At 69.9% G+C, this 12,370-nt stretch carries 10 protein-coding genes and 2 tRNA genes; 7 read left to right on the top strand and 5 right to left on the bottom strand.

The window, feature by feature from the left end; translation table 11 throughout:
- Window positions 1-2 precede the first annotated feature (2 nt).
- Entirely contained in the window at window positions 3-368 is a 366-nt protein-coding gene (locus tag D7X12_RS02310) for a YraN family protein (protein WP_120623623.1), read from the top strand.
- Window positions 369-378: 10 nt separating this feature from the next.
- Window positions 379-1,212 (top strand): 16S rRNA (cytidine(1402)-2'-O)-methyltransferase, encoded by an 834-nt coding sequence (rsmI, locus tag D7X12_RS02305; RefSeq protein WP_120623622.1) that lies wholly within the window; start codon window positions 379-381, stop codon window positions 1,210-1,212.
- Between the two features lie 31 nt (window positions 1,213-1,243).
- Here rsmI and D7X12_RS02300 read toward each other — a convergent pair whose 3' ends face one another.
- The 5 genes from D7X12_RS02300 to encB all read right to left on the bottom strand — a co-directional run bounded on the left by D7X12_RS02300 (window position 1,244) and on the right by encB (window position 6,597).
- Complete coding sequence (locus tag D7X12_RS02300; protein ID WP_120623621.1) at window positions 1,244-2,542, bottom strand: hypothetical protein; 1,299 nt, start codon at window positions 2,540-2,542, stop codon at window positions 1,244-1,246.
- Window positions 2,543-2,622: 80 nt separating this feature from the next.
- Entirely contained in the window at window positions 2,623-3,654 is a 1,032-nt protein-coding gene (locus D7X12_RS02295) for a M23 family metallopeptidase (RefSeq protein WP_120623620.1), read from the bottom strand.
- Between the two features lie 75 nt (window positions 3,655-3,729).
- Complete coding sequence (locus tag D7X12_RS02290) at window positions 3,730-5,154, bottom strand: sigma-54-dependent transcriptional regulator (RefSeq protein WP_120623619.1); 1,425 nt, start codon at window positions 5,152-5,154, stop codon at window positions 3,730-3,732.
- Window positions 5,155-5,174: 20 nt separating this feature from the next.
- On the bottom strand, window positions 5,175-6,047 hold the full coding sequence (gene encA, locus D7X12_RS02285; RefSeq protein WP_120601209.1) for an encapsulin nanocompartment shell protein EncA: 873 nt from the start codon (window positions 6,045-6,047) through the stop codon (window positions 5,175-5,177).
- A 58-nt stretch (window positions 6,048-6,105) separates the two neighbouring features.
- Window positions 6,106-6,597 carry an encapsulin nanocompartment ferritin-like cargo protein EncB gene (gene encB / locus D7X12_RS02280; protein WP_120623618.1) on the bottom strand — a complete coding sequence of 164 codons (492 nt, stop codon included), beginning with the start codon at window positions 6,595-6,597 and terminating at the stop codon, window positions 6,106-6,108.
- A 197-nt stretch (window positions 6,598-6,794) separates the two neighbouring features.
- Between encB and murJ the strand changes: the two genes are divergently transcribed.
- From murJ to D7X12_RS02255, 5 genes are all read left to right on the top strand, one after another.
- Window positions 6,795-8,429 carry a murein biosynthesis integral membrane protein MurJ gene (gene murJ, locus D7X12_RS02275; RefSeq protein WP_167508966.1) on the top strand — a complete coding sequence of 545 codons (1,635 nt, stop codon included), beginning with the start codon at window positions 6,795-6,797 and terminating at the stop codon, window positions 8,427-8,429.
- Window positions 8,430-8,655: 226 nt separating this feature from the next.
- Window positions 8,656-10,665 (top strand): S1 RNA-binding domain-containing protein, encoded by a 2,010-nt coding sequence (locus D7X12_RS02270; protein ID WP_120623616.1) that lies wholly within the window; start codon window positions 8,656-8,658, stop codon window positions 10,663-10,665.
- A 102-nt stretch (window positions 10,666-10,767) separates the two neighbouring features.
- Window positions 10,768-10,841, top strand: a tRNA-Met gene (locus tag D7X12_RS02265).
- A 79-nt stretch (window positions 10,842-10,920) separates the two neighbouring features.
- A tRNA-Met gene (locus D7X12_RS02260) sits at window positions 10,921-10,994 on the top strand.
- A gap of 159 nt (window positions 10,995-11,153) precedes the next feature.
- A complete protein-coding gene (locus D7X12_RS02255) occupies window positions 11,154-12,368 on the top strand; it encodes an esterase/lipase family protein (protein WP_120623615.1) in 1,215 nt (404 codons plus the stop codon).
- Window positions 12,369-12,370: the final 2 nt, after the last annotated feature.

The following is a 12,370-nucleotide window of genomic DNA, read 5'->3' as shown; positions in this document are numbered from 1 at the left end:
GGATGGGGACGCGGCGGGAGACGGGGGATGAAGCGGAGGCGGAAGGCGTGCGCCTGCTGGAGTCACAAGGCTTCCGGGTGATTGCGCGCAACTGGACGTGCCGCTACGGCGAGCTGGACATCGTGGCGGTGCGCGAAGAGGTGGTGTGCTTCGTGGAGGTGCGGATGCGCTCCTCGGCGGTGTGGGGAGACCCGGCGCACACCGTGTCCTTCGCCAAGCAGCGTCGGGTGGTGAAGGCCGCGCTGCACTATCTCTTCCAGAACGGCATCGACGGGCGCATGGTGCGCTTCGACGTCATCTCCGTCGTGGGCCGGGGCGAGCACGCCCAGGTGGAACACATCCCCGCCGCCTTCGACGCCGGCATGTGAGGACCTGTCCTTGGCTGGAACGCTCTACCTCGTGGCCACGCCCATCGGGAACCTGGGGGATGTCACCGCCCGGGCCCTGGAGACGCTGCGCACCGCCGGCTTCCTCGCGTGCGAGGACACCCGGCACTCGCGCATCCTGTTGGACCACTTCGGCATTGGCGGCAAGGACCTGGTGAGCCTGCCCGCCTTCGCCGAAGGCCAGCGCGCCGGGCGCATCCTGGATCGCATCGAAGCAGGGGACGACTGCGCGCTCATCACCGACGCGGGCAGCCCCGGCATCAGCGACCCGGGCGAGAAGCTGGTGGCGGAGGCGCTGGAGCGCGGCCTGAAGGTGGAGCCGGTGCCCGGGGCGACGGCGCTGGTGGCGGCGCTGAGCGCGTCCGGGCTGCCCACGGGCCGCTTCCACTTCTTGGGCTTCCTGCCGCGCAAGGGGCCGGAGCGCCGGGCCATGCTGGACGAGGTGGCGCCCCTGTCCGCCACCTGCGTGCTCTACGAGTCCCCGCGCCGCCTGGGCGAGACGCTGGCGGACCTCCAGGAGGCCTGGGGCGACCGGCGCGCGTGCGTGGCGCGGGAGCTGACCAAGCTGCACGAGGAGTTCGTCCGGGGCCCGCTGTCGGCCCTGGTCGCGCGCTACGCCGCCGAGGAGACCCGGGGCGAGGTGGTGGTGCTGGTGGAGGGGCGCACCGGCGAGCAGCGCTGGAGCGAGGACGAGGTCCGCCGCGCGCTGGAGTCCGGCCTGGAGCGCGGCGAGAAGCTCAAGCCGCTGAGCACCGAGCTGGCCCGCCGGGCGGGGTGGCCCGGCCAGGAGGTGTACCGCATGGGCCTCGGGCTGAAGCAGCGGTAGGGACGTACCCGCTGCCTCAGGGGCGCCGCTGCTAGAAGCTGAAGCTCGCGCCCAGGTCGAAGCGGAACGTGGTGCTCTGGATGGCCCGGAAGCGGCGGGACGTCAGGTCGTAGCGCCAGTCGAACGTGGGGTTCAGCTCCGGCGAGCCCGGGTTGGCGTCCACGGTGCCGTCGCCGTTCACGTCCTGGCCCAGGGTCTCCGACGTGAGCAGGTGGTCCGTGTTGTAGAGGAAGTTGCCGGAGGCGCGGATGGTGAAGGCCTCGGCGGCGCGGGCGGTGACGCCGAACTGGCCACCCACCTGCATGTAGTCCTCCGACGTGAGCAGCTTGCGCAGCGCCGAGCTCAGCTCGTTGTAGTACCGGCCGCGGCCCACGTAGTTGCCCATCAAGCGCAGGTCCACCGCGAACTTCTGGGCCCTGGCCTTGTTCTCGAAGGGCACCAGCTCCACGCCGAAGAGGAGGCCCGTCTGCGAGGGGGCCTGGATGCCCGTCTCATTGCGAGTCCACGGGTCCTTGAAGCAGTTGTCCGGGGCGCCCAGGTTGTCCCGGTTCGTGCCGGCCTGATCGCAGTTGGAGTAGGCCTTGGGGCCGCGCACCGGGATGGTGTGGTACGCCTTGAAGTACGGGTCCGCCGCGCCCATGCGCCGCGAGAAGGACGTGTAGAGCTGGTACTTGTGGACGCGGTCGCCCACGTTGCCGCGGCCTTTATCCGGGTCATCCAGGTCGCTGTTGTCCACGCTCGGATTGCGCTGCTTGGCGGTGGGCGCCTCGTAGTCGATGCCGACGATCCACGTGGGCTTGGTGTCGTCCTTCTCCTGGTTGAAGAAGGCGTACGCCAGCCCGAAGTGGACGTTGCCCAGGCCGCCCCGGAAGCTCTCCTGCGGGACGTTGAAGAGCCTGCCCACGCAGCCTTCCGACGAGTACGGCGAGCCGTCCGCCTTGAAGCAGCTGTTGTCGATGGTGGAGTTGTCGTTGTTGGTGCCCGACACGTACTCCCAGCTCTCGTTCTGCTGGAAGACGATGGGCAGCTTGAAGGAGAACTCCAGGTCCTTCCAAAGGCCGAACGCGAGCGCCAAGTTCAGCCGCGCGTCCACGCCCTTGTACCAGAGCTCATTGACCTCCCGCAGCTGCGGGTCTTCCACGCCCTCTTGCGAGAGCTGCTCGCGCACGATCTTCGCGCGCGTCTGTGTGCGCTCGAAGCCGACGTCGAAGAAGAGGTCGAACGGATCGTCATCGTCGAACGACGAGGCAATCCGGGTGATGTCCGCCGCGCTGGCGGCGAACGGCGCGCCCAACGTCAGCGCGGCGATGACGGCGCGAAACCTGTGCATCCACAACCTCCGACGACCCACGGCCCAGGAGCCTGCCAGCTAGCCGTGCCGTCGGAGGAGTGTCAAGAAATGGGTGGCCGTTACTTGCCGGCCACGGACGTGCCGAGCAGTCCGTCCAGCCGCTGGACCTCGGCCTCGAAGGTGGCCTTCTGGGAGGCCACCAGGGAGGCCCGGAAGGTCTTGTGCTGGTCGAAGGGGTCCAGGACCCGGTTCTCCCCCAGCATCAGCTGATAGTGCAGGTGGGGGGCGAAGGAGTGGCCGGTGTTGCCGCTCTGCGCCAGGACCTGGCCCGTGGACACCCGCATCCCGGCCTGGACCGTGCGGGGCAGCTCCGCCAGGTGCAGGAAGAGGGCCCGGCGGCCCTTGCCCCCGGACTCCACCAGCTCGATGCAGTTGCCGTTGCTGCCGAAGTTCCAGTTCTTGCGCTTGATGACGCCCGCGAAGGGCGCCCGGATGGTGGTGCCCACCGGAGCGCGGAAGTCCACGCCCTTGTGGCCCCGGCCGTCGCGCAGCAGGGACGTGATCTGCTCGTAGCTGTCGATGGGCGAGTGCTCCATCCGCAGCTCCAGTTCGTCACCGCCCGGCACGTAGTAGCGCGCGTTCGTCTCCCCTGCGGGCTGGAAGCGGTAGGCGCGGTGCGTCTGGCCCGTCTTTCCGCTGACGAAGCGCACCGCGTACACCAGCGGCTCCTCGTTGGGACGACGCTGGAAGAGCACGTCCAGCGTGTCGCCCCGGAGGATCTCCCCGGGCACGCGCACCCACCACACCAGCGTGCGCGTCACCACCTGGGCCAGGGCAGGGCCCACCTCCGCGCCGGTGGCCTGCACGAGCGCCGTCTCCAGGGGACCTTCAATGCGGATGGACGCGCGCTCCAGGCCCGCGGCCTTCACCGGGTCGGTGGGCACGGGGGGCGCCGCGGGGGCCTGCGCGAGGGTGCCCGCGTCCTGCGCGGTCACGGACTGCGAGGCGACGTCCATGGGGACATCCGCCATGCGCTGTTTCCACCACCACACGCCACCCGCGGCCGCGCCGAGGATGACGGAGACGGCAACCACCGGTCCGAAGGGATTGCGCTTCGGTGGTCCACCGAGGGTGGGAAGATTCGGCCGCATTCAAGCTCCCTGAGGGTGAGAAGGTACGCGGGCCCGAAACCGCCGACGGAACGGCGATATTTCGGCCGCCCGGGGCTACTCGTCCGGGCCGTCGTCCTGCCCGTCCGGGGTGGTGTCGCGCAGGCCGAACTCCTTCATCTTCGTCTGGAGCGACTTGCGGCTGATCTGCAGGAGGCGCGCGGCGCGCGTGACGTTGCCGCCCGTCTCATCCAGCTTCTTCACGATGAGGTCCCGCTCCAGCTCCGCGGCCTTCATCCGCACGATGTCCTTGAGGCCCACCTCGCCCACAGGGACGTCCAGCGTGCCCAGCGAGCTGGCCACCGTGGCTCCTGCCTGCACGCCTGCTCCTCCGCGCACCGGCTCCGGCAGATCCTTCGCCGTGATGTGGGGGCCGTCCGCGAAGAGCAGCACGCGCTCGATGAGGTTCTCCAGCTCGCGGATGTTGCCCGGCCACGCGTATGCCTGGAGCACCGCCATCGCGTCGTCGGCGATGCCTTCAATCTTCTTGTTGAGGCGCCGGTTGTACTTGTCCACGAAGTGCTTGGCGAGCATCGGGATGTCGCTGCGGCGCTCGCGCAGCGCGGGCAGCACGATGGGCACCACGGCCAGCCGGTAGTACAGGTCCTTGCGGAAGCGGCCCGCTTCGATCTCCTCCTGGAGGTCGCGGTTGGTGGCCGCCACGAGCCGCACGTTCACGCGCGTCGTCTTGATGCCGCCCACGCGCTCGAACTCGCCCTCCTGGAGCGCGCGCAACAGCTTCACCTGCATCTCGACGGGGACTTCTCCAATCTCGTCGAGGAAGAGGGTGCCTTCGTCGGCCAGCTCGAAGCGGCCCGGCTTGGAGGTGACGGCGCCGGTGAAGGCGCCCTTCTCGTAGCCGAACAGCTCGGACTCGATGAGCGTCGCGGGGATGGCGGCGCAGTTGATCTTGATGAACGGCTTGTCGCGGCGGCTGGACGCGCCGTGCAGCGCGGTAGCGATGAGCTCCTTGCCCGTGCCGCTCTCGCCGGTGATGAGGACCGTGGAGGGCGTGTCCGCGACCTTGTCGATGATCTTGTAGACGTCCTGGATCTGCGGCGACTCGCCGATGATGGCGGAGCGCGCCTTGTGATCCGCCCGCACGGAGCGCTTGGCGCTCTCGTTCGTCTTGGCGGCCTTGGCCACGACGGAGGACAGCTCCGACTGGTCGAAGGGCTTGGTGATGTAGTCGAACGCGCCCGCCTTGATGGCCTCCACGGCGGAGTCCACGGTGCCGTGCGCGGTGATGATGATCACCGGCACGTCCGGGTTGGCGATGCGCACGGCGGCGAGCACTTCCATGCCGCCCAGCTTCGGCATCACCAGGTCGGTGACGATGATGTCGGCGCCGTTCTTGTGGAACTCGGCGAGGCCCTGCTCCCCGTTCTCCGCCACGGTGACGTCGAACCCGTCGCGGCGCAGCAGGGCGGCCAGCACCTTGCGCAGGTTCGTCTCATCGTCGATGACCAGGACCTTCGCCATGGGGACCCGCGCTGGGAGGGCTATCGGCGCGCCGGGGGGGCCGCGGGGAGGGCGCCTTCGAGCGTGCAGATGGCGTCCGGGTGCTTGATGCGCAGCAGCAGCGACTCCAGCACGCGGAAGGGGTGGTTCATCTTGCTGGCGCCCAGGTAGGCGGCGACCATGTCCATGGCCACGGCCAGGTCCATGTTCTCCCGGCCGGTGGACACCACCACGCCCGACTCGCCGCGCAGGCGGTTGGACTGGTAGACGCCGTCGGAGGCGAGCTGCCGGATGGTCTCAATCTCCAGCACGCCCGTCTTCTCGTAGATGCGGTGCAGCTGCGAGTACAGCCGGGGCGACAGCACCACGGCGTAGGGCCCGAAGTGGCCGGCCTCGTTGAGCTTGCGCGTGGCCTCCACGATGGTCTGGAAGCCGCCGCCCGGCGCCGTCCAGTCGCCCAGCGTCGCGGTGAGGCGGCCGTTGGCCGTCATCAGGCCTTCGTAGCCCAGGCGCTGATCACCGTAGAAGATGAGCTCGTCCTCCTGCTGCGCGCAGAGGGCGGCGGCCCCGGCGGCGGCGGACACGTCCAGCGGCATGTTGTGCGTGCGCGCCGCCTCGATGTCCCGCCAGTGCAGCAGGAAGTCCTTGTAGATGATCGGGATCGTCTTGAACTTGCGGACGTCCGTGAAGACCATCGCGGTCTCCTGCTCGCCGACGATGTCCACCGCGCCCGGGGACACGCCCTGGAACTCGTCGTAGGCCACGGTCTGCACGCCGGCGCCCAGCGGTCCGTAGATGTCCAGGATGCGGCGGCCCACCAGCGACCGACGCGCCACCTGGATCACCGTCTCGTTGAGGCGCGCCCACTCCTCTTCGCGCAGTGGGTTCTCGGCATGTCCAAGGAAGTCAGGCATCGGTGTCTCCGTGACGGGAGCGGGAGAGGAGGGGGGAAGGCAAAAGGACGAAGGGGCTTCAGCGACCGCCACCGGAGCCGCCGCCACCACCACCACCGCGGCGCAGGGTGCCCACGGTGAGGGGGTGGCTGTTGGCGGACGGCGGCGGCGCGGGGATGCCGTAGATGAGGCGCTGCGGCGGCAGGGACGTGAGCGGCTCGGCCGTCATGCGTCCCACGGGAGGCGGCACGTGCCCCACGATGGCCGGGGCTTCCGCGGCGGGCAGCTCCACGGGGACTCCGGCCGGGGTGACCGCCGCCTGGAAGTGGCCGGCGACGAAGGGTTTGGCGAAGTGCGTGTCCTGGCCCTTGTCGAGCAGCCGGAGCATGTGCGTGGCCTCGGAGACGTGCTCCTTCTCCTCCGCCGCCAGATGGAGGAAGAAGGCGCGGACCTCCGGGTTGGTGGAGTCCTCCGCGAAGGCTTCGTACTCGTTGATGGTTTCGAGTTCGCGTGCCAGCACGGCGCGGATGCGCGCGACGTCGGACCGCTCGCTGTCGGACTTTCCGGCCATTGATGTGGACCCTGGCAACCCGTGGGGGCACCGTCAAGAGAAACAGCGGTCGTCGGGTTTCCTGCTGCACGCCGAAAGACGCCGGACGTAGAGTCCGCGCCTTCGTGACTGCCCCTGCTCCCGCGTCGCCCCCGAAGCCTGCTTCCCCGGCCGCCACCCCTCCGGCCGCACCCGAGCGCACGGGGGGCCGGGGCGCGATGCTGGTGGGCATTGGCATCCTGGCCTCGCGCCTGATGGGGCTCGTGCGCGAGCGGGTCTTCGCGCACTACCTGGGCAACGCGGAGGCCGCCGCCGTCTTCAAGGCCGCGCTGCGCATCCCCAACTTCCTGCAGAACCTCTTCGGCGAAGGCGTCCTGTCAGGCTCCTTCATCCCCGTGTACGCCCAGCTGCTGGGCAAGAAGGACGCGGAGGAGTCGGACCGGGTCGCGGGGGCGGTGTTCGGCCTCCTGACGCTGGCCACCGGCGTGCTGGTGGCGCTGGGCATGCTGGCCACGCCGATGTTCGTGGACGTCATTGCCCCGGGCTTCGAGGGCAGTGAGCGCGACCTGGCCATCCGGCTGGTGCGCATCCTGTTCCCCGGCACGGGCTTCCTCGTGCTGAGCGCGTGGTGCCTGGGCATCCTCAACAGCCACCGGCGCTTCCTGCTGTCCTACCTGGCGCCGGTGGTGTGGAACGTCGTCATCATCGCCACGCTGCTCGCGGTGGGGGGCCGGTACTCCCAGGGGGGCCGCGCCGCGGAGGAGGCCCTGACGGAGTGGCTGGCCTGGGGCGTCGTGCTGGGCAGCTTCCTCCAGTTCGCGGTGCAGGTGCCCACGGTGATGCGCCTCCTGGGGCGCTTCCGTCCGGCCCTGTCGCTGGCGAGCGCCTCCGTGCGCCAGGTGCTGAAGAACTTCGGCCCGGTGGTGCTGGGGCGCGGGGTGGTGCAGTTCAGCGCGTGGGTGGATACGGCGTTCGCGTCCCTCATCTCCAACCGCGCGCTCTCCTCGCTCCTCTACGCGCAGACCATCTACCTCATCCCGGTGAGCCTCTTCGGCATGGCGGTGTCCGCCGCGGAGCTGCCGGAGATGGCGCGCGCCACGGGGGAAGGGGAGGCGGAGGCGCACGCGAAGCTGAGGACCCGCATCGACGCGGGCTCGCGCCGGATCGCCTTCTGGGTGGTGCCCTCCGCGGCGGCGCTGCTGTTCCTGGGGGACCTGGTGAGCGGCGCGCTGCTCCAGACGGGCCGCTTCAGCGCGGCGGACTCGCGCTACCTCTGGTACCTGCTGATGGGCGCGGCAGTGGGGCTCGTGGCCTCCACCGTGGGCCGCCTCTACGCCTCCGCCTTCTACGCCCTCAAGGATCCGAAGACGCCCCTGCGCTACGCGGTGGTGCGCGTGTCCCTGGGCACCGTGATGGCGTACTTCCTGGCCCTGTGGCTGCCGGAGCGGCTGGGGCTGCCTCGCGAGCTGGGCGCCGCCATCCTCACCCTGTCCAGCGGCATCGTGGCCTGGGTGGAGACGACGCTGCTGCGCCGCAAGCTCCAGCAGCGCGTGGGGCCCGTGGGCGTGCCCGGGGGGCTGCTGCCCCGGCTCTGGGGCGCGGCGGTCGTGGGCGGGCTGGTGGCGTTGGCCGTCAAACAGGGCCTGACCTCCCTCCTGGGCCCCATGCCCGGGGTGGAAGCCCAGTGGGGCGGCGGGGTGCTCGTGCCGCCGCACCTGCACCCGGTGCTGGGGCTGGTGGCGGTCGCGGTGCCCTTCGGGCTCGTCTACTTCGCGGTGGCGGCGGCGCTGGGCATCCCGGAAGCAGGCACTGTCTTCCGCAAGGTCGGTCGGCGGCTGAAACTCATCCGCTAGACGCGGTGCGGCGCCCGGTGGGACGGCTGCCCTCCAGGCGATGTGGGGGGGCTGGAACGGAATGCAGGACAGGCCCCTTTCGGTTGCGATAGGAGGCCGATTGTGGGGGGAGGTCCGCATGCGGCTTCCTCCCGACATGGCGCGCGTGTAGAGTGCGCCGCCTTTTTCAAGAGGCCCTGACTTCACGGGAGTCCGGGGTCGAAATCGTCAACGGAAGGTCTCGGCAGTGAGCGACGAGAAGAGCGGCGGTAATTCGGGCGGTCCTGGCGGTTTCGGTCCCAAGAAGCCGAAGGCCACGTTTGGCGACGTGATGCTGGGCATCCCTTCGGGGGGCCAGGGCAACGAGCGCGGCGGTGGCCGTGGCGGCGGAGGCCGCGACGAGCAGCGCGGTCAGGGACGGGAGCGTGGGGCGCGCGATGCGCAGCCGCCGCGTCCCCAGGGCGACGCGGGTGCTCCTCGCGGTGGGCGCCCCGGCGGTGGTGGCGGTGGCGGCGGCGAGAAGCGGGGTGGTGGAGGCGGCGAGCGCCGTCCGTCAGGCCCCATGGTCGTCGTGAAGCGGGCCTCCGGCACCATCGAGACGCGCGCGCTGGAAGGTGACAAGCCCACCGATGCGACCGCGACGGCGGAGCAGACGGGCGCCGAGGCGCAGGCCTCTGCCTCCTCCGCGACCCCGACGCCGACGCCGCGTCCGGTGACCCCGGCCCCCGTGCCGAGCCCCCTGTACGAGGAGGTCCAGGAGTCCGAGTCCTTCGCCGACATGTTCGAGGCGCAGGTCAAGGACGGTGGGGCTCCCGGCCGCCGCGGCGTTCGCGTGGGCGAGAAGGTCGCAGGCGCCATCTTCCAGCTCGGCGCGGACACCGCGTTCGTGTCGCTGGACGGCTCCGCGAAGTCGGAGGCGATGATCGAGCTGCGCGAGCTCAAGGACGATGAGGGCATCCTGCGCTTCGGCGTGGGGGACCGCATCGAGGCGCACGTGGTGGAGATGGGTGCCCGCGGCATCCTGCTCAGCCGCGCGCTGGCCAAGGGCAACGCGTCCATGGCGATGCTCGCCGAGGCCCGCGCCACCGGCATGCCGGTGGAGGGCATGGTGCTCAGCGTCAACAAGGGCGGCGTGGAAGTCGCCATCGGCGACATGCGCGCCTTCTGCCCCATCAGCCAGCTGGACATCCGCTTCGTGGAGAAGCCGGATCAGTTCATCGGTGAGAAGCTCCAGTTCCGCGTCACCGAGGTGCGGGACCGCAACATCGTGCTGTCGCGCCGGTCGCTGCTGGAGGACGAGCAGCGCAAGCTGGCGACGGAGACGCGCAAGACGCTGGCCGTGGGCAAGACGGTCAAGGGCAAGGTCTCCGGCGTGCGCGACTTCGGCGTGTTCGTGGACCTGGGCGGCGTGGAGGGCATGATCCCCGTCTCCGAGCTGTCCTACACGCGCGTGGGCCACCCCAGCGAGGTCGTGAAGCAGGACGACGACGTGGAGGTGGAGATCATCCGCATGGAGGAGGGGCAGCCCAACTCCTCCGACAAGGCGAAGCAGAAGGAGCGCATCACCCTGTCGCTGCGCTCGCGCCAGGAGGATCCGTTCAAGAAGGCGATTGAGGAACTGCACGAAGGCGACCGCCTCCAGGGCAAGGTCGTCCGGCTGCAGCCCTTCGGCGCCTTCGTGGAGCTGCGCCCGGGCGTGGATGGCCTGGTGCACATCTCCGCGCTGAGCGACCGGCGCATCGCCCACCCGCGCGACGCGGTGAAGGAGGGCGAGGTCATCTGGGTGTCCATCGAGAAGATCGACCCCAACGACAAGCGCATCGGCCTGCGCCGCATCTCCGAGGAGGAGGCGCAGCGTCCTGCCGAGGAGCGTCCGGCGAAGGCGGCCACGACGACCCCCGCGGCGGCCCCGGCGCCTCGCCCGAAGGTGGGCGACGTCGTCGTCGGCAAGGTGGACCGGCTGGAGCCCTACGGCGTGTTCCTCGCGTTCCCGGGCGGCAAGGGCCTCATCCCTGCCAGCGAGACGGGCACCGACCGCGGCACGGACATGCGCAAGCACTTCTCCATCGGTCAGGAGCTGAAGGCGGCGATCATCGACATGGATCCGGCCGGGAAGATCCGCCTGTCCATCCCCGGTGCCATCCGCGCCGAGGAGCGCGCCGAGGTCGAGGCGTGGCAGAAGACGCAGAAGCCGGTGGGTTCGGGCAAGAAGGGCTTCGGCACCTTCGCGGATCTGCTGAGCAAGCTGGGCAAGTAGTGCGTCACTCGCTCTCGGTGCTCCCTCGCCGCAATGCGGTGGAGCACCGAGAATAGAGTTGACGGTGACGAGAGGCAGATGTACTTACCCTCTCGTTCTCGCCGCGGGGTGGAGCAGCCTGGTAGCTCGTCGGGCTCATAACCCGAAGGTCGCAGGTTCAAATCCTGCCCCCGCAACTTGAAAGACCAGGGGTCTGGTTGAAATGAAAGACCAGACCCCTGGTGTTTAGCTTCAGAAGCAAAGGCAGCACGGTGACGCGGGGTGGAGCAGCCTGGTAGCTCGTCGGGCTCATAACCCGAAGGTCGCAGGTTCAAATCCTGCCCCCGCAACTCGAAAAAGAAGGGGCTCCGGTCTTTGACCGGGGCCCCTTTTTCGTTTTGGCCCGCTTCGTCGCGTGCGCCCGGACCTGCGTTGACCCTGGACCTACTCACGGGTAGGTTACGGTTCGGTAGGTTTCTGGCGGGTCGATGCCCGTGGGGTGTGAGGCCATGACGAGCGATTCCCTTCGCGGTGCGCGGAAGAACGCGGATGCCTTGCGCGCTGCCAGCCGCCTGGTGGTGCAGGCCACCCAGGGCGTGATGGGAATCGTCCAGGAGATGCACTGCACCATCGCCAGCGGGCCCGCGATTCTCGGCAAGCCGCTGGAGCGACCGGTGCGCGCCCTGACGGGGCTGCTCTACGCGACGCTCCAGGGCGTCACGCAGCAGGTCGGGGAGGGCATCGACGCAGCGCTTGCGCAGCTCGCGCCGTGGCTGGGTGACAGCGCGCCCGGGCCGCAGCGGGAGGCGGTGGTCGCCGCGCTGAACGGTGTGCTGGGCGACGCCTTGCACGAGGGCGGCAACGCGCTCGCCATCCCGATGACGTTCCGGATCAACGGACGGCCGCTGCGCCTGGAGCCCGGCGCCCTGCGCGACGCCCTGCCTGGGGCCACCGGCAAGCTGCTCGTGCTGGTCCACGGCTCGTCGATGAATGATCTGCAGTGGAGCCGGCTCGGACACGACCACGGCGCCGCGCTGGCCCGCGACCTCGGGTACACACCGGTGTACCTCCACTACAACAGCGGCCTGCGCGTCTCCCACAACGGGCGCGCGTTCTCGGAGCTGCTGGAGCAGCTCGTGGCCGCGTGGCCCGTGCCGATTGAAGAGCTGACGCTCCTGGGCCACAGCATGGGTGGGCTCGTATCCCGGAGCGCGTGCCTCGCTGCGGAAGCGGGGGGACAGCTCTGGCGGCACAAGCTGCGCAGGCTTGTCTGCCTGGGCACGCCGCACCATGGCTCACCGCTCGAACGGGCCGGGAGCTGGGTCGATGTGCTGCTCGGCATCAGCCCCTACAGCGCTCCCTTGGCGCGGCTCGGACAGATTCGCGGGGCGGGCGTCACGGACCTGCGCTTCGGCAACGTGCTCGACGAGCACTGGGAAGGGCGGGAGCGCTTCGGATGGGGTGGCGATGCCCGCCGCCAGCTCGCCTTGCCCGAAGGAGTGGACTGCTACGCGGTCGCGGCGACGTCCGCGCAGGCGCTGTCGGAGCGGCTTCCCGGGGACGGGCTCGTCCCCGTGGACAGTGCGCTGGGGAGGCACCTCCAGGGGGAGCTGACGCTGCGGTTCCCTGAAGCGAATCAGCGGATCATCCTCCGCGCGAACCACCTGGACCTGCTCAACCACCCGGAGGTCTACGCGGCGCTCCGGACGTGGCTCGCGGCCTGAGG

Origin of the sequence: Corallococcus sicarius, from assembly GCF_003611735.1 — a bacterium.
GTDB lineage: Bacteria > Myxococcota > Myxococcia > Myxococcales > Myxococcaceae > Corallococcus > Corallococcus sicarius.
This window is presented reverse-complemented; position numbering and strand designations above follow the sequence as displayed.